The sequence below is a fragment of the Acidovorax sp. KNOB132 genome, assembly GCF_057541515.1.
In genome coordinates, this window is sequence record NZ_BAAJYT010000078.1 from 1 (window position 1) to 16,526 (window position 16,526).

The following is a 16,526-nucleotide window of genomic DNA, read 5'->3' on the forward strand; positions in this document are numbered from 1 at the left end:
GGCGCCATCGCGCTGGGCCTGGCGCCCGGCGAGGCGGCGCCCCTGCCCGAACGCGGCGTGGTGGCCAATGTGCAGATCGGCGAGCTGGATGTGGATGCCTGGCAGGCGGCGCTGATGGGCAATGGCCCCGCGCGCTCGCCCCTGCTGGTGGCGCCACCGGCTGCCGAGTCCGCATCGGCGGCCAGCACACCGGCGAGTGCCGCGCCCGCTGCGGTGGCGGGCAGCGGGACGGGCGCCGCTCCCGTGCCTTCCGTCTCGCCCATGCAGGACTACCTGCCCACGCAGCTGGCCGTGCGGGCCCGTCAGGTGGACTTTCAGGGCCGCACGCTGCACGGCGTGGTCATGGGCGGCTCGCGCGAGGGCAGTACCTGGCGCACCAACGTGGACGCCCAGGAGCTGAACGGCTACGTGGAGTTTCGCCAGGGCGCCGGCAGCGGGCCCGATGCGGGCTCCGGCCGGGTGTTCGCCCGCCTGTCGCGCCTGGCGGTCCCGCAGAGCGATGCCAAGGAGGTGGATGAACTGCTGGCCGAAGAACCGGCCGCCGGTGCCGGCACGCTGCCGTCGCTGGACATCGTGGTGGACGATTTCGTGCTGCGCGGGCGGCGCCTGGGCCGCATCGAGATCGAGGCGCAGAACCGCGGCGGCGACGGCGCTCCGCGCGAGTGGCGGCTGTCCAAGTTCAACATCGTCACGCCCGAGGCCACGCTCACGGCCAACGGCAACTGGGCGTTGCTGGGCAGCGACGGCGCCGCCGATGCGCGCCGCCGCACGGTGATGAACTTCAAGCTCGACATCCGCGACTCGGGCGATCTGCTCACGCGTTTCGGCATGGCCGACGTGGTGCGCCGCGGCAAGGGCCGCATGGAGGGGCAGGTCGCCTGGATGGGCGCGCCGCTCACGCCGGACTACCGCACCATGTCGGGCCAGATGAATGTCAACGTCGAATCGGGCCAGTTCCTCAAGGCCGATCCGGGCCTGGCCAAGCTGCTGGGCGTGCTCAGCCTGCAGTCGCTGCCGCGCCGGCTCACGCTCGACTTCCGCGACGTGTTCAGCGAAGGCTTCGCGTTCGACTTCGTGCGCGGCGACGTGCGCATGGAGCAGGGCGTGGCCACCACCAACAACCTGCAGATGAAGGGTGTGAACGCCGCCGTGCTGATGGAAGGCAGCGCCGACCTGGACCGCGAGACGCAGGACCTGCACGTGGTCGTGGTGCCCGAGATCAACGCCATGACGGCCTCCCTGGTGGCCACGGCCATCAACCCGGTGGTTGGCCTGGGCAGCTTCCTCGCGCAGGTCTTTCTGCGCGGGCCGCTCATCCAGGCGGCCACGCAGGAGTTCCGCATCGACGGCACCTGGACCGATCCGCGCATCGAGCGCGTGCCCCGGCGCAAGCTGGGCAGCGCCGACCCCGCCGCCCGGCCGCCCACGGCCGAGTCCCCCACCGGAGACAAATCATGATGAAAGCCGCCGCATTGCAAATGGTGTCGGGCCTGCACGTGCCCGGCAATCTCGAACAGGCACGCCACCTGCTGGAGCAGGCCGCCGCCGAAGGTGCCGAGCTGGCCGTGCTGCCCGAGTATTTTTGCGCCATGGGCGCGCGCGACACCGACAAGCTCGCGCTGCGCGAGCCCTACGGCGAAGGCCCCATCCAGCGCTTTCTGGCCCAGGCGGCCCGGGAGCTGGGCCTGTGGGTGGTGGGCGGCACGCTGCCGCTGCAGTGCGAGAGCGCGCACCACGTGCGCAACACCTCGCTGGTGTTTTCGCCGCAGGGCGAGTGCGTGGCCCGCTACGACAAGATCCACCTGTTTCGCTTCGACAACGGGCGCGAGCGTTTCGACGAGGCCGCGGTGATCGAGGCGGGCAACACGCCCGTGCGCTTCGAGCTGACCGCGCGCGACGGCACCCTTTGGCGCGTGGGCCTGTCCGTCTGCTACGACCTGCGCTTTCCCGAGCTGTACCGCCAGCATGCGCGGGCCGGGGCCGACCTGCTGCTGGTGCCCAGCGCCTTCACCCACACCACGGGCGAGGCCCATTGGGAGTTGCTGCTGCGCGCCCGCGCGGTGGAGAACCTCGCCTATGTGCTGGCGCCGGCGCAGGGCGGCCTGCACGAGAACGGCCGCCGCACCTGGGGCCACAGCATGGTGGTCGATCCGTGGGGCGCCGTGCAGGCGCAGGTGGCCGAAGGCCCGGGCGTGGCCCTGGGCGTGCTCGATGCGGCGCGGCTGCAGCAGGTGCGCCAGCAGCTGCCGGCGCTGGACCACTGCATCCTGTGACCGAGGGCGAGCCGTTCCTGTGGCCCTGGCACCGCTGGCGCAGCGCATGGAAGCGCTGGTCGCTGTGGGCCCTGCTCGTGCTGCTGGTGGCCGGCATGCTGGTCACCCAGGTGTGGCTGGCCGGCCGCTACGAGGCGAGCGAGGTGCAGAACCGCCTGGACCGCGACGCCGCCGATGCCGTGGCCGACATCCGCCAGGGTTTCGCCCACAACCTGCAGAACCTGCAGGCGCTGCACGTGGGCACGCCGGACCTGGCGAGCTGGGAGTCGCGCGCGGCCGCCTTGCTGAGCGTGCGCCGCGAACTCGTGCGGCTGGAATGGCGCAGCCCCACGCTGGAAGTGCGGGCCCATGTCGAGACCCCCTACCGCCCGGTGCAGTGGGACGCCGAGATGCGCAGCGGCATGCATTCCAACATCGCGCTGGCGTGCGCCAACGCGCGCCGCGTGTCGGGGCCGTCGTACTCCGGCAGCTACTTCCAGCCCCAGGGCGACGGCCGCGGCTCCGAAATGATGGAACTGTGCCTGCCCCTCATGCAGGATGGCCGCAATGAAGGCTTCGTGGTGGCCACCTACTCGCTGCACAACGTGCTGATCGACCTGGTGGTGCCCAGCCTCAAGCGCGGGCAGGAGGTGTCGTTCACCGAAGCCGATGGCACCCGCCTGGCCATGGTGGGGGCCAGCCGGCGCGGCACGCGCCTGTTCAGCGCGCAGCAGCTGTTCGACCTGCCGGGCGCCACGCTGGTCCTGCGCATGGACAGCTGGCACAGCGCGCCCAGCGTGTTCCCCAATGTGCTCACCGCGCTGGTGACCGCCATGTCGATCGCGCTCGTCACCGTGCTGGTGGTGCTGGTGCGCGACAACCGGCGCCGGCTGCGCGCCGAGCGCGACCTGGGCGACGCGCTGGCGTTCCGCAAGGCCATGGAGGACTCCCTGGTGACCGGGCTGCGCGCGCGGGACCTGCAGGGGCGCATCACCTATGTGAACCCGGCCTTCTGCGAGATGGTGGGCTTCACCGCGCAGGAGTTGCTCGGCCAGAGCGCCCCGGTGCCCTACTGGCCGCCCGAGTTCGCCGACGAGTACCGCCAGCGCCAGGCGATCCGCCTGTCCAGCCTGCACCCGCCGCCGCGCGAGGGCTACGAATCCACCTTCATGCGCAAGGACGGCGTGCGGTTTCCGGTGCTCATCTTCGAGGCGCCGCTCATCAACGCGCAGGGCCTGCACACGGGCTGGATGAGCGCGTTCCTGGACGTGAGCGAGCAGCGCCGCGTCGAGGAAATGTCCCGCGCCTCGCAGGAGCGCCTGCAGGCCACCGCGCGGCTGGCCACCGTGGGCGAGATGGCATCGCTGCTGAGCCATGAGCTGAACCAGCCGCTGGCCGCCATCTCCAGCTACGCCTCGGGCTCGCTCAACCTGCTGCCGCCGGGCGGCGGGCCGCCGCAGGAGCCGCTGCACGACGTGCACGTGGCGCTGCAGCGCATCGCGCAGCAGGCCGAGCGCGCGGGCCGCGTGATCCGCAGCGTGCACGACTTCGTGCGGCGGCGCGACCAGTCGCGCGAGGTGGTCTCGGTGCACGACCTGCTGGAGGCCGTGATGCCGCTGATCCGCCTGCAGGCACGCAAGCTCGAAGTCTTCGTGAAGATCTCAGTGGACGCCGACCTGCCCCCGGTGCTGTGCGACCGCACCATGGTCGAGCAGGTGCTGCTGAACCTGGCGCGCAATTCCATGCAGGCCATGGACGACCCCGCCACGCCCCAGCGCATCCTGGAGCTGCGCGTGCGCCGCGCCGCATCGAATGCGCACAATGCCTGGCTGGAGTTCATGGTCATCGACCGGGGCTGCGGCATCGCGCAGGACGTGGGCGAGAAACTCTTCACCCCCTTCTTCACCACGCGGCCCGAGGGGATGGGCCTCGGCCTGAGCCTGTGCCGCACCGTGGTCGAGCAGCACGGCGGCTTCCTGGGCCACGCGCCCAACGAGCCCCGTGGTACGGTATTCACTTTCACCCTGCCTGCTGCCAGCGCGGACAGCAGCCACCCCTGATGGAACCCGTCTCCAACGCCACCGTTTACATCGTCGACGACGACTCGGGCGTGCGCGAAGCGCTCGCCTGGCTGCTGCGATCGCGCCGCCTGCCCAGCGAGTCCTTCGACAGCGCCGAAGCCTTCGAAGCCATGCTCGACGAGCGTCCGCCCGCGCGCCAGCCCTGCTGCCTGCTGCTGGACGTGCGCATGCCGGGCATGAGTGGCCTGGCGCTGTTCGACCGGCTGGCCGAGCGCCGCCTGATCGATGCGATGCCGGTGATCTTCCTCACCGGCCACGCGGACGTGCCCACTGCCGTGGCCACCGTCAAGCGCGGGGCCTTCGACTTCTGCGAGAAGCCGTTTTCCGACAACCTGCTGGTGGACCGCATCGAGCAGGCCCTGGCCCAGTCCGCGCAGCACATGGAGCAGGTGCGCCAGCACAGCGACCTGCAGGTGCGGCTGTCGGAGTTGACGGAGCGCGAGCGCGACGTGATGCGCCTGGTGGTCGAGGGGCTGCCCAACAAGCTCATCGCCGACCAGCTGGACATCAGCGTGCGCACGGTGGAAGTGCACCGCGCGCGCGTGTTCGACAAGATGCAGGTCAAGTCGGCGGTGGAACTGGCCAACCTGCTGCGCGCCGCGCACTGAATGAACGCCACAGGGCGCCGAAGCGCCCTGTGAAAGCCACTCCCGCCGCGGTGCACGGGCGGGGCGGCGGCGGGGCCGGCCGGCCGATCAGCCCGGCTGGCGTTCGCCCACGAAGATTTCCACCCGGCGATTGCGCGCGCGGCCGTCGTTCGTGTCGTTGGTGGCGATCGGCTGGTGCGAGCCGCGGCCCTCGACCTGGATGCGTCCGCCGTTCACGCCCCGCGTCGTCAGGAAGTTGCGGGTGCTGGCCGCGCGGTCCATCGACAGGGGGTTGTTGATGGCATCGCTGCCGGTGGAGTCCGTGTGGCCCACGATGCGCACTTCGGTGTTGGGGTTGTTGCGAAGCCCCTCGGCGAAGCGCTCCAGCACGGGGGCGAAGTTGGACTGGATGTCCGAGCGGTTCGTGGCGAACGAGATGTCGCTCGGAATGTCGAGCTTGAGCTGGTTGTCGGCGGTCTGCGTCACCACCACGCCCGTGCCCTGGGTGACCTGCTGCATCTCGCGCTTTTGCCGCTCCATGTGCTGCGACCAGATATAGGTGCCCAAGGCCCCCACACCCGCGCCCACGACGGCCCCGGTGCCCGCCCGGCCACCGGTGGCGGAGCCGATGACCGCCCCGGCCACCGCGCCGACGCCGGCGCCCGTCGCGGTGCGCCGCTGGGTATCGTCCATGTTGGCACAGCCGCTCACGAGCAGAACGGCGGCGGTGGCGCCGATGAGAATCTTGTTGCGCATGGGATCTTCCTTTTCCAGGTGATGGGCTGCCAGCCAGTCGTGCTTGAAGGGGAGGCCCCTTTGGGCTCAGGCCCGGCCGGCGGCTCCGAACGAAATTGAGAGGCCCTGATTCTTGGCACGGATGGCGCAGGATCAGGGTAGGACCAATTCGTCAGGATCTTCGCCCAGGCCTGTTCGGCTTTGAAACGCAGGCCCCATCTGGGAGAAAGGCGCTCCGATACAGGAGTGCTGGCCGACCATCTCGCCGTTCTTCCACACCATGACCCCGGCTTTTTCCCCCCAGCGTGCACCGAAGGCGCGGTACACCACATAGGAAAAAGGCGGTTGATTGAACCGCAGGTAATTGCCCCCGCCTGCGGAGTACCAAAGCCTTTTGGCCACGACGGTCTGCCGCCATGCGGGATCGTCCTTGGCGCGTGGGAGCGCCATTTCCACTTTTCCTGGCTTCCCGAAGCGGTATTGCAGATGGCCCTGGCTGGTATCCAGCGATGGGGAAGCGCAGGCGGAAACCACGCGCCTGGATTGAAGTCTGCAGGCGAAGATGACGTCTTCTTCCGGCAGGCACAGGCCCCGGTCGTTGGGCGGTGCCGGTGCGGGCACCTGGGACATCGAACCGGTGCACAGCAGCAGGCCCAGCAGGGGCAGCCACCTTGAAGCTCCAGGAGGAAGCGATTGCATGGCGACTCCTTATGGCTTTGCTTTGGCGGCCGTTTTGGCCTTCTTCGGAATGGCCATCCCCAGGTATTTACGGCCCGCGGCGAACGCGTCCGTGAATTCCTTGAGGCCGTGCGTGCCGCCGTTCACCAGTTTGCGGGCATGGACCAGGTTGTTGGTCTTCAGCGCGGCCCGAATGCCGCCTTCCTTGTTCTTGATGAATTGGGCCAGGATGGCTGCTGCGGCGGGGCCTTCGTTGGCCTGGTCCGGGTTGTCCAGCAAGTTCAATCCCAATTGCTTGCCCATCTGCTCGTAGTTGGCTCGGCCGGTCAGCTGGACAAATCCACGGCCCTTGTACAGCGCGCCATCGCCCAGCTGGTGGTTTCCCAGGCTGTCCGGCCGGAAATCGTATCGATCGAAAGGGTGCCGGCCCTTGGTGCCCACGGGGCTGGTGTTGTATCGGGATATCCCCTCGTCGACCGGCTGAAAGCTCGCGCTCTCGGCGCGGATGGTCGCCAGTGCCATCATCAGCATTTCCGTGTCGTTCAGCGAACGCTTCGTCATCGCGCCGAGAATCTCGGGCAGGTAGTTCCGGATGTTTCCGGTGATTTTTGTTTCCTGGATGGTCTTTTTGACGACGGGCTTGCCATTGACCATTTCCCGGGTCTTGAGGGTGGTGCGCTTGATCCGGTCGATCCCTCCCGGCACCATGGTGGACGCCAGCACGTACACCTCGTTCGACAGCGACGCGACCAGTTTCTTTTCTTCCAACTGGGTCTGGACCAGGAACTGGAACAGGGTATCTGCAGTGTTCAGTTGGTTGTCCGGGTCCGCTTCGCCGTAGAAGAAGGTGTTTTCGATGCTCTGCAAGGCGGTGGCGAAGGGCTGATCCCATCCGCCTTCTTCGGGCAATTCGGCCTTCTGGGGCAGATACCCCTTCCGGATGAACGCATTCAGATGCCGGCGCAGCAGCCGCATGTCTTGCGGATGGTTTTTCTGGCCAGGTCCCACGGTGGATCGGAGAACCGCTGGTTCACTCATTTTCTGACTCCCCTTTTTGAATATTCTTGTTTTGCGTTCCTGCCGCGCGCTGAGGCGGGTGGATGCTATTTTTTGGTGTCCGTGTCTTCTGGTTCCGAAGCCGGCGGTTGCGGCGCGGGCGGCGGCTCCCCCCCCCTTGCGCCCCGAGAACATCGTCCACCACACAATGGCGATGAGAACGACCAGCGCCAGCAATGCTTCAAGCAAAATCAGCCCCATGAAATTCCGTCTCCTGCGCCTTGTGACAACGGCGCTGATTGTAGGAACCCTGGTGGCCTGCTCCACCACGCCCCTGCCGCCTTCCACGCCTTTGCCTCCCGGTGCCTCGCTGCCACCGGGCGTGCCGGGTGCCCCCCTGCCGCCCGAACCGCCCGGGCCGTTGCCCCCCCCGATGGCGCAGCCGAAAAGCCGCTGGATACCGGTGCATTGGACAGAATTGCCCGGTTTTGCCGAAGATTCCCTGCACGAAGCCTGGAACGCCTGGATCAAGAACTGCGAGCGTCCCGCGCCGGCCTTCGCGCCGCTGTGCGGCGAGGTGCGCCGCCTGTCCATCGCCAGCGCCGACGAGCAGCGCGCCTGGATGGTGGCGCGGCTGCAGCCCTACCGCATCGAGGCCGCCGACGGCGCGGTGGACGGCATGCTCACCGGCTACTACGAGCCCTATCTGGACGCGGCGCGCCAGCCCGGCAACGGCTTCAATGTGCCGCTGTACCGGCTGCCCGCGGGGTACGGCGCGCGCAAGCCCTGGTACACACGCCAGCAGATCGACACGCTGCCCGAAGCGCAGGCGGCGCTGGCCGGTCGGGTCATCGCGTGGGTGCGCGATCCGGTCGAGGCGCTGGTGGTGCACATCCAGGGCTCGGGCCGGCTGCGGGTGCAGGAGGCCGATGGCTCGGTGACGCTGCTGCGCGTGGCGTTCGCCGGCACCAACGACCAGCCCTACCAGAGCGTGGGCCGGTGGCTGCTCGACCAGGGCCTGGTGCGCGATGCGACCTGGCCCGGGATCCGCGCCTGGACGCTGCAGAACCCGCAGCGCGTGCAGGAGATGCTGTGGGCCAATCCGCGCTACGTGTTCTTCCGCGAGGAGCCGCTCAACGCCATGGATGCCGGCTTCGGGCCGAAGGGCGCGCAGGGCGTGGCCCTCACGCCCGGCCGCTCGATCGCGGTGGACCGCCAGAGCATTCCCTACGGCACGCCGGTGTGGCTGGCCTCCACGGGCCCGCAGGTGCAGTTGCAGCGCCTGGTGATGGCGCAGGACACGGGCTCGGCCATCGTGGGCGCGGTGCGGGCCGATTACTTCGCGGGCTGGGGCCCGGAGGCGGGCGAACTGGCGGGGCGGCTCAAGCAGGGCCTGCGGCTCTGGGCGCTGTGGCCGCGCTGACACCCGCGCGTTCACGACGTTTCAGCACGTTTCAGCCGGCTTCCCCGCGGCCGGCCGGGAAGGCCCTCCACAATGGGACGTGACAGTCCCTTCGTGGCCTGGCCAGGATGGTGGCCTCACCTCACCCAACTCCCAAGGAGAACCGCATGACCGCTGACCGATGGCTGCGCACTGCCGCGCATGGCACCCTTCCTTTGCTGGCCGCCCTGCTGGGCGCCTGTGCGCCCCTGGGCACGACGCACGCGCAGGCCCCCGCGGGGCCGGACCTGCGCGCCGACACCGCGGCCCGCTTCCTGGCCTTCGCCCCGGCCAGGAACCCGGAACCCGCGATGACCGACGCCCCCCGCGCTGGCCTTCGGCGTGCGGGTGCCCGGCACGTCCGCCGCGGCGCCGTTCACCATGACGATGGACACCGGCTCGACCGGCGTCGTCGTCTCGGCCACCGACCTGCCCGGTTTTTCCGCGCAGGAGGCCGAGTCGGGCGTGAAGGGGTGGGAGTTCCTGTCCAGCAGCAAGCGGCTGTGGATCGGCCGCTGGGTGCCGCGGGAACTGGTCTTTCGCGATCCCGCCGGGGGCGAGGTGGTGGCGCGCGTGCCCGTGCTGGCGGTGCAGGAGGAGATCATCTGCCCCGGCTGGAGCGAAAAGGCCAACGTGCCCACCTGCGAAAAGCCCGAGAAGACCACCGCCCAGCCGCGCGGCATCGCCTACATGGGCGTGGGCTTCGGGCGCGAGCACGACGGCCAGCCGCAAGGCACGCCGGACAAGAACCCGCTGCTGAACATCGTCTCCATCGACGGCCAGCCCGTGGCGCCCGGCAGCATGCGCAGCGGTTTCATCGTGACGGCCAAGGGCGTGCACGTGGGCCTCACGCGCGCCAACACCGCGGGCTTTTCGTACGTGAAGCTCCAGGGCCGGAGCCTGAACGCCGCGGGCCAGCCGGCCTCCAGCGACCCGCGCGACTGGCCCCAGGCGAGCATGGCCGTGTCGGTCAACGGCGCGGCCTCGCAGACAGGCGCGGTGCTGGTCGATACCGGCATTGCCCAGATGTACCTCACGGTGTCCAACCCGTCGGCATTGCCGACCACGGCCATTCCCAACCCGAGCCGCAAGGGCGCCATGGCCACGGGGCTGGTGGCCGGCACGTCGGTGCAGGTGTCCTTCCCCGACGATGCCGCGCCCGTGGCGCAGTACACCTTCCAGGTGGGAACGCCCCAGGCCCCCACGGCGGTGATCGTCACCCGGCCCTCGGCGCAGGCGTTCGTCAACACCGGCCGGCACCTGCTGCGCCAGCATGACGTGCTGTTCGATGCCGACGGCGGCTGGTTCGGGCTGCGCCGCAGCCAGTAACGTGGCGATGCCGGGTTCAAGCCTGGCGCGGACCGGTGCCAGTGGCGGCACGCTGCATGTCGAATCGCAGCGGAAAGTCGGTCAGTTGGTGGCCCGATGCATCCCGGACCTCGTAACGGACGTCGGGATTGCCGCTGAATGGCACATCCCAGCGGTCGTTTTTGCTTTTCAGTGCGCCGGTGATTGCCTTGCCGGGCTCACGGTACTTTTCAAACTGGAACAGCTCCGAGATGGACGACTGGTTCTTGAAACCTTGGCGTCTCAGTGCTTCCTTGATGTGCAGCGAGGGCGAGGGCGAGGGCGAGACCGTGCCAGCGGGCTTGGTTTGCCGGATACCTGCGTCTTCCAATATCTGCCGGTGCAGGGGAACTGCGTCTGTGACGAAGGTGGGTGAGGCGAAGGGAGGCCACGGATCCACCACGATGTCCTGCCCGGGCAGATCGCCCCGGATCACGACGAAGACGTGGTTTCGACCGTGGACGATGTCGATCTTGGAGTCCTTGAGCGCCGGATTCTGTGAAAGCAGTTCATAGGCGAGGCTCGCTTGTGCATCGCAGTAGCCGCCCTGGTACAGGACCGCGCCGAACGCACGGGTTGCTGCGCTTCCATCGTGGGCATGCGACAGCGAGGAACGCAGGTAGCTTTCTCCCCCGGTTGCCGCCATGTCCTTGATTTGGTTGCCGGCCCCTGCGGGAAGAAGGGCCTTGACCAGATCAATCGTTTCCCGCGCCAATGCCAGGTTCGCCGCCACTGCGGGCGAGATCACATGCAATTGCGGCTGCAGTTCCGGCATTTGTGTTTTGACGCCAGGATGCGTGGTGGAAAGGGCGTTGACCTGCTTCAACTGGTCAGAAGACAGCTCGATGAATTGATCGGAGCGCAAGAATCCCGGCAGCAGCTCCTTGGCTGGAACCAGGACGATGTTTTGCTCTGGGCCATCGAAGGTGACGTAAGTGTCGAGCTGGTAAGGCTCTCCAGCGAGAGGAGATGCGCTGTTGACATGCTTGAGCAAGGGGGCCGCATTGTCCAGCAGGCGTTGCCTTGCGGCTTTCGCCTCGGAGACGTTGCTGTCGAGCCAGGCTTGGGGGTCGGGCTCTGGTGCTGCCACTGAGGCGCTGCGCGACGATCCCCATGACATGAATCCCCGCACGGTGCTGAACACCGAGGAACGCGATTCCGGATGGACCGGGGCCTGCAGGTGGTCGCTGCGGGGCCGGATGCCGCCACCGGAACTGGGATGGCGCGGGCTCCCGCCTGCCAGGGTGTGGGGTGCATTCCCGCTGGACGACGCGCCGCGCTGCGACGTGTTGGGTGGGGCCTCTTCCTCCGCCGTGGCGCCTCGGGGGCTTTTTGTGTGGGACAGCTGGTTGAGCTTCATGGATCTCTTGCTTTGGCGATCCTGCCACCCACCGTCAGGCGGCAGTTTGCAAGTGAGGCCAGGATAAAGCGGGCACCAGCAAGCGAAACCGTGCCCACCGAAGCATTGCAAGGGCGTGCGAACCGATTCGCCCGGGCTTGCAGTGGCCTGCGGGGTGCGGCACGGCCCGGAGGATCGTGTAGCCTGCGCTTCCCATCAAAACTCTCGCCAGGCAAGGAGATCCCATGCCCATTCCGCTTCGCGCAGCGATCGCCTGCGCCGCCGCGCTGCTCGCCTGCGGTGCCGTGCCCGCGCAGACGACGCCGTTGCCCGCCACCGCAGCGGCCACCGTCGGCCCCTCGCTGCGCCCGGGCACCGACTCGCGCTTCATCCGCCTGCATTCCCCGCCGGGAGAGGGCTGGTCTTCCCCCATGACGGATGCGCCGCGGCTGCGGTTCGAAGTCCGCATGCCGACGGACACCGGCGTGCTCGCGCCCCCCCCGGCCCTTCATCGTCACCCTGGACACGGGCTCCACCGGCGTGGTGATTTCCGCGGTCGATCTGCCCGGTTATTCGCGCAACGAGGAAGCGCGCCAGGCCAACGAAGGCTGGGAATACCGCTCTAGCAGCCGGCAGCTGTTGATCGGCCACTGGGTGGTGCGCGACGTCGTGCTCAACAGCGGCTGGAACGAAGTGATTGCCCGGGTGCCCGTGCTCGCGGTCGAAAAGGAAATCATCTGCCCGCGCTGGGACGAGAAGGCCAACCGGCCCGACTGCGAAAATCCCACGGACACCACGGAAAGCCCGGGCGGCATCGCCTACATGGGCGTGGGCTTCGGGCGCGAGCACGATGGCCAGCCGCAGGGCACGCCCGACAAGAATCCGCTGATCAACATCGCCGAGATCGACGGCAGCCCCGTCGCCCGGGGCGCGGTGCACGGGGGCTACGTCGTGACCAAGCACGCGATATACGTGGGCCTCACGCCCGACCAGGCCAAGGGGTTTCGGTTCATGAAGCTGCAGCCTGGCAGCCTGCTTGCGGATGGCCAGCCGGCCTCCAGCGATCCCCGTGACTGGCAGCAGGCCACCGTGGCCGTGTCGGTGGACGGCGGCGCGCCCGAAACCGGTCCCGTGCTGGTGGACACCGGCATCGCGCAGATGTACCTCACGGCCGCCGACCCGTCGGCGCTGCCGACTGCGCAGATCGCCGACCCCACCCGCCGGGGCCGGCCGGTGACGGGCTTGAAAAACGGCACGCGTGTGCAGGTGATGTTCCCCGACGCGCAGGCGCCCGTGGCGCAGTACGATTTCCGAGTGGGGGATGCGGACGCGCCCCAGTCCGTGTTCGTGAACGCGCCGGGCCGCTTCAACTTCGTGGGACGCCCCGCCTTCATGAACACCGGGCGCTACCTGTTGAAGCAGTTCGACCTGCTCTACGACGCCGAGGGCGGATGGTTCGGCCTGCGGCCCTCGCGGCGGTGAGCGCCTGGAGGGCCCGCGAGCGTTGCGTCCTCAGCGCTCCAGCGGTTGGCGCAGTCCGGTGCGCTGCATGTCGAATCGCAGCGGAAAATCAGTCAGCTGTTGGCCGGATTCATCCTGGACCTCGTAACGGACGTTGGGGTTGCCGCTGAACGGCACATCCCAGAGGCTTTTGCCATGGCCCAGGTAAATGGCGAGCCCCAATTCGCGATCAAAGCCCATCGCATGAAGGTACTGCTCGGAGAGCGGCGGATTTTCTTCGACCGTTCCTTGTTCCCTCAGTGCTTCATCGATATCCAGCGTTGGTGGTGAAACGGTGCCGGCGGGCTTCGTATGCCTAATGCCCTCCTGCCCTGCGTTGAGCAGGTCCCGGTGCATGGGAAGTGCGTCGACGACGAATGTCGGCGTGGCGAAGGGGGCCCAGGGGTCGACCACGATGTCCTGCTCGGGCGTCTGACCGCGGATCACGGCGAATACGTGATCGTGTCCCCCACCGGCACCATCGTGAACCATGTCGATCCTTGAGTTCTGGAGATCCGGGTTCTGTGAAAGAAGCTGAAAAGCCAGGCTTGCCTGGGCATTGCAGTTGCCGGCCTGGTACTTGATGGCGGCGCTCGCGCAGGTCGCGGGATCGCCCTTCCCCCGATATGCCATCGTTGAGCGAAAGCAGCTTTCTGCCCCAGTGGCAGCGATGTCCTTGATCTGATTGCCCGCGCCTGCGGGAAGAAGCGCCTTGACCAGATCGATCGCCTCCCGAGCCAAGGCCAGGTGGGTGGCCGCTGCGGGCGATATCACGCGCAATCGGGGCTCCATGTCGGGCATCAGGGGGGTGACGCCAGGGTGCGTTGTGGAAAGCACATTGGCTTGTGTCAGCCGTTGCGATGAAAGCTCGATGAATCGATCGGCGCGCAAGAGTCCGGGGTGCAGTTCCTTCGCGGGAACCACAACGGTGTGCTGGGCCGGGCCCTCCCCGGTGATGTAGGTATCGAGCGGGCAAGGCGTTTCTGGACATCGGAGCGTGCCGTGGACCTGCTGCAGCCCGGTTGCGCTGTCGAGCAGGCGGCTTCTGGCGGCCTTTGCCTCGGAGGCACTGCTGTCGAGCCATGCACCGGGCTCGGGCGGTGGCGCGATGCCGGATGAGCCCGTTTTCATCGGGCCGGGCCCGCGCGACGGCGATTGGGTGGGGGGAATGGGCATCCCGCTGTCGCTGCGCGGGCGGATGCCGGCGCCGGGATTTGAAAGGCGTGAGACCCGGGCTGCCAGGCCCTGGGGTGCATGCCCGGCGGACGGTGCACTGCGCCGTGTTGCAGCGGCTGGGGGCTCTTTTTGCGCCGTCGGGGTTCTTCGGCCATCGGCGCCGGTGAGAGGGCTTGGCTTCATGGATATCTCTGCTTGGCAGTTCGTCTGGCGGATCAAAGCCACTGAATGGAGCTTTGCAACGGCGGTCATCGCGTTCGCGCTGGCGTCTCACTGCCGGACTCCCGTTCCGCCGGTGCCCGCTGCATATCGAACCGGATCGGAAAATCAGTGAGCGCACGCCCGGAGGGATCTCTGACTTCATACCGGACGTTGGGATTGCCGCTGAAAGGCACATCCCAGAGATTCTCTTTTTCGATCAGAACTTGTGTGATCGCAGCGTCAGGTTCATGGTGGGCATGAAGCCGAAACTCCTCGGAAAGCGACGAGTGTTTTTCGATCGCACTTTGCCATTGGCTGTGCCGTTTCAGCGCCTGTTCGATGTCCATTGCGGGTGCAACGGTGCCAGCGGGTTTGGAGACCCTGATCTTTCCGCGCTCAGCGTCCAGCAGGGTCCGGTGCATGGGAAGCGCGTCTTGAACGAACGTTGGCGATGCAAAGGGGGCCCAGGCGTCCACGACGATGTCCTCCTCGGGCCTATCTCCTCGAATCACGGCGAACACGTGCGCGACGTTTTGACTGACCTCGACGATATCGATCTGGTAGTCCTTGAGCGCAGGATTCTGTGCAAGCAGGTGGAAGGCCAGGCTCGCATGGCCGTCGCAGTCGCCCCCCTGGAATTGGATGATGGAGTGCGCAAGATCTGCGACGCCACGATGGTATTTAAACGACAGGCGGGAGCGAAGATGGCTTTCCCCTGCCGTTGCCAGCAAATCCTTGACCTGATTGCCGGCTCCGCTGGGAACCAGGGCTTTGACGAGATCGATCACTTCCCGTGCCGATGCCAGGCTGGCCGCTACGGCCGGCGAGATCACATGCAATCGCGGCTGCATGTCCGGCATCTGTGTGGCGATGCCAGGATGCGTGGTGGACAGGGCGTTGGCTCGGTCCAGTTGCCCGGGTGAAAGTTCGATGATCTTGTCGGAGCGCAAGAGCCCCGGGATCAACGCCTTGGCGGGAGCCAGAATGGCGTTTTGTGCCTGGCCGTCGGAGGTCAGGTACGTGTCAAGCTGGTAAGGCTGCGCAGCCAGGGGTGACGCGATGTGGAAAAGCTTGAGCAATGGGATCGCGCCGTCAAGCAGGCGTCTTCTTGCGGCGCTCGCTTCGGTGGCATTGGCGTTCAGCCAGGCTTTTGGGTCGGCCTCGATCGCGATCGGGTTGCGGGACGCACGGGCTTTCATCGCGCCGAGCACCGGGGATCGCGATGCAACCGGCGGCATCGGCAATGGATTGCTGCTGCGTGGGCGGATGTCTGCCCCGGCGTTTGAAAGGCGTGGCCCCCCACCTGCCAGGCCTTGAGGCGCATGCGTGGCAGAAGGCACAACGCGCCGCGCGCCACCGGGTGCGCGCATGCTTTCCTGCCCGCCTGTGGTTCTGCGATGGTCGGCACGGCTCAGTGTGCTCGACTTCATAAACGACTCCTTTATGGATCTACCTGAGCAGGCCCGAGGCGACCGTTTCAGCGTGGACCGAGGATAGGGAGCGCTTGCGTCGGCAACGGCTTGCGTGCCGAAGCCCTTTCACGGTGTGCGAACCGATCCGCTTCAGCGCTCGAGCTCGACCAGGTAGCGCGACACCACCGGCGGCGCTCGCCCGTGTGGAAGGCCAGCTTGCGGTCGCGCAGCGCCACGTCGGAGCCGGTGACGCGGTCGAAGCGGCGCAGGTGCTCGGTCCACGATTCGTCCACGATGCGCTCCACATAGCGCGAGGGGTCGGCGATGTCGTGCTGCAGCTGCCAGTCGAGCGCGCCCTGGCGCAGGCGGCTGCGGCGGCTTTCCTGCATCAGCGCCCGGAATTCGGCCGCCCGCGCGGGGTCGATGTGGTATTCGATGGTGACCACCACATGGCCGCGTTCGGGCGTGGTGGGCGCCACCGGCAGCTTGAACGCGGTCGAAGGGCTCAGGTCTTCCTCCATGGTGCGGTCCACCACCCAGCGCTGCACCAGGGCCATGGCGGCGGTGCCGGTGAGCGCGGCCAGCGCCAGGCTCATGTGGACGGTGGTGAGCGAGGCCACCTGGCCCCACAGCGCCGCGCCCGCCGCGGTGGCGCCCATGATGGCCATCTGGTAGATCGACATGCCGCGCGCACGCACCCAGTTGGGCAGCGCGAGCTGGGCCGACACGCTGAGCGAGTTGGCCGTGGTGATCCACGCCATGCCGCCCAGCACCATGGCGG

Annotated in this window: 13 protein-coding genes and 1 pseudogene; 7 read left to right on the forward strand and 7 right to left on the reverse strand. The window is 67.7% G+C overall.

Translation table 11 applies throughout. The annotated features are described in order from the left end of the window. The 4 genes from AC27IO_RS12425 to AC27IO_RS12440 form a co-directional block, all read left to right on the forward strand. Window positions 1–1,458 (forward strand): YhdP family phospholipid transporter (locus tag AC27IO_RS12425; RefSeq protein ID WP_498739103.1); only part of this gene is annotated, 1,458 nt, incomplete at its 5' end. Then, on the forward strand, window positions 1,458–2,273 hold the full coding sequence (locus AC27IO_RS12430) for a carbon-nitrogen hydrolase family protein (protein WP_498739110.1): 816 nt from the start codon (window positions 1,458–1,460) through the stop codon (window positions 2,271–2,273). The genes AC27IO_RS12425 and AC27IO_RS12430, both read left to right, overlap by 1 nt. Beyond that, window positions 2,270–4,312 carry a two-component system sensor histidine kinase NtrB gene (locus AC27IO_RS12435; RefSeq protein ID WP_284400727.1) on the forward strand — a complete coding sequence of 681 codons (2,043 nt, stop codon included), beginning with the start codon at window positions 2,270–2,272 and terminating at the stop codon, window positions 4,310–4,312. The genes AC27IO_RS12430 and AC27IO_RS12435 overlap by 4 nt, the downstream gene beginning before the upstream one ends. After that, window positions 4,312–4,941, forward strand: coding sequence for a response regulator transcription factor (locus AC27IO_RS12440; protein WP_272566580.1), 630 nt, complete (start codon window positions 4,312–4,314; stop codon window positions 4,939–4,941). The genes AC27IO_RS12435 and AC27IO_RS12440 overlap by 1 nt, the downstream gene beginning before the upstream one ends. Before the next feature lie 87 nt (window positions 4,942–5,028). Here the strand turns inward: AC27IO_RS12440 and AC27IO_RS12445 are convergent, their stop codons facing one another. From AC27IO_RS12445 to AC27IO_RS12455, 3 genes are all read right to left on the reverse strand, one after another. Continuing rightward, window positions 5,029–5,676: a YiaD family glycine zipper/OmpA-like lipoprotein gene (locus AC27IO_RS12445; protein WP_284430664.1), complete on the reverse strand. Its 648-nt coding sequence runs from the start codon at window positions 5,674–5,676 to the stop codon at window positions 5,029–5,031. Window positions 5,677–5,808: 132 nt separating this feature from the next. Further along, the gene (locus AC27IO_RS12450) at window positions 5,809–6,285 is read right to left on the reverse strand and encodes a hypothetical protein (protein WP_284430665.1); all 477 of its coding nucleotides are present in this window, start codon (window positions 6,283–6,285) and stop codon (window positions 5,809–5,811) included. 78 nt (window positions 6,286–6,363) lie between these two features. Beyond that, entirely contained in the window at window positions 6,364–7,590 is a 1,227-nt protein-coding gene (locus AC27IO_RS12455) for a glycoside hydrolase family 19 protein (RefSeq protein ID WP_498739111.1), read from the reverse strand. Between AC27IO_RS12455 and mltA the strand changes: the two genes are divergently transcribed. Then, entirely contained in the window at window positions 7,589–8,752 is a 1,164-nt protein-coding gene (gene mltA, locus AC27IO_RS12460; protein ID WP_498739104.1) for a murein transglycosylase A, read from the forward strand. The genes AC27IO_RS12455 and mltA overlap by 2 nt on opposite strands. 399 nt (window positions 8,753–9,151) lie before the next feature. Beyond that, a complete protein-coding gene (locus tag AC27IO_RS12465; RefSeq protein WP_498739105.1) occupies window positions 9,152–10,099 on the forward strand; it encodes a hypothetical protein in 948 nt (315 codons plus the stop codon). Between the two features lie 16 nt (window positions 10,100–10,115). On the opposite strand, the gene AC27IO_RS12470 is transcribed toward AC27IO_RS12465, so the two are convergent. Then, window positions 10,116–11,477, reverse strand: a complete 1,362-nt coding sequence (locus tag AC27IO_RS12470; RefSeq protein WP_498739106.1) for a hypothetical protein — start codon at window positions 11,475–11,477, stop codon at window positions 10,116–10,118. Window positions 11,478–11,996: 519 nt separating this feature from the next. On the opposite strand from AC27IO_RS12470, the gene AC27IO_RS12475 reads away from it, so the two are divergent. Further along, complete coding sequence (locus tag AC27IO_RS12475) at window positions 11,997–12,938, forward strand: hypothetical protein (protein WP_498739107.1); 942 nt, start codon at window positions 11,997–11,999, stop codon at window positions 12,936–12,938. A gap of 30 nt (window positions 12,939–12,968) precedes the next feature. On the opposite strand, the gene AC27IO_RS12480 is transcribed toward AC27IO_RS12475, so the two are convergent. The 3 genes and pseudogenes from AC27IO_RS12480 to AC27IO_RS12490 form a co-directional block, all read right to left on the reverse strand. Further along, window positions 12,969–14,132 carry a hypothetical protein gene (locus tag AC27IO_RS12480; RefSeq protein WP_498739108.1) on the reverse strand — a complete coding sequence of 388 codons (1,164 nt, stop codon included), beginning with the start codon at window positions 14,130–14,132 and terminating at the stop codon, window positions 12,969–12,971. 248 nt (window positions 14,133–14,380) lie between these two features. Further along, window positions 14,381–15,763 (reverse strand): hypothetical protein, encoded by a 1,383-nt coding sequence (locus tag AC27IO_RS12485; protein ID WP_498739109.1) that lies wholly within the window; start codon window positions 15,761–15,763, stop codon window positions 14,381–14,383. Window positions 15,764–15,895: 132 nt separating this feature from the next. Further along, window positions 15,896–16,526: pseudogene (locus AC27IO_RS12490) on the reverse strand (MFS transporter); the annotation flags it as partial.

Bases quoted from the DNA above. Each gene is read 5' to 3' on its own strand.
- AC27IO_RS12450 (WP_284430665.1), bottom strand. From the start codon at position 6,285: ATGTCCCAGGTGCCCGCACCGGCACCGCCCAACGACCGGGGCCTGTGC.
- AC27IO_RS12430 (WP_498739110.1), top strand. From the start codon at position 1,458: ATGAAAGCCGCCGCATTGCAAATGGTGTCGGGCCTGCACGTGCCCGGC.
- mltA (WP_498739104.1), top strand. From the start codon at position 7,589: ATGAAATTCCGTCTCCTGCGCCTTGTGACAACGGCGCTGATTGTAGGA.
- AC27IO_RS12440 (WP_272566580.1), top strand. From the start codon at position 4,312: ATGGAACCCGTCTCCAACGCCACCGTTTACATCGTCGACGACGACTCG.
- AC27IO_RS12480 (WP_498739108.1), bottom strand. From the start codon at position 14,132: ATGCCCATTCCCCCCACCCAATCGCCGTCGCGCGGGCCCGGCCCGATG.
- AC27IO_RS12445 (WP_284430664.1), bottom strand. From the start codon at position 5,676: ATGCGCAACAAGATTCTCATCGGCGCCACCGCCGCCGTTCTGCTCGTG.
- AC27IO_RS12485 (WP_498739109.1), bottom strand. From the start codon at position 15,763: ATGAAGTCGAGCACACTGAGCCGTGCCGACCATCGCAGAACCACAGGC.
- AC27IO_RS12470 (WP_498739106.1), bottom strand. From the start codon at position 11,477: ATGAAGCTCAACCAGCTGTCCCACACAAAAAGCCCCCGAGGCGCCACG.
- AC27IO_RS12455 (WP_498739111.1), bottom strand. From the start codon at position 7,590: ATGGGGCTGATTTTGCTTGAAGCATTGCTGGCGCTGGTCGTTCTCATC.
- AC27IO_RS12465 (WP_498739105.1), top strand. From the start codon at position 9,152: ATGACGATGGACACCGGCTCGACCGGCGTCGTCGTCTCGGCCACCGAC.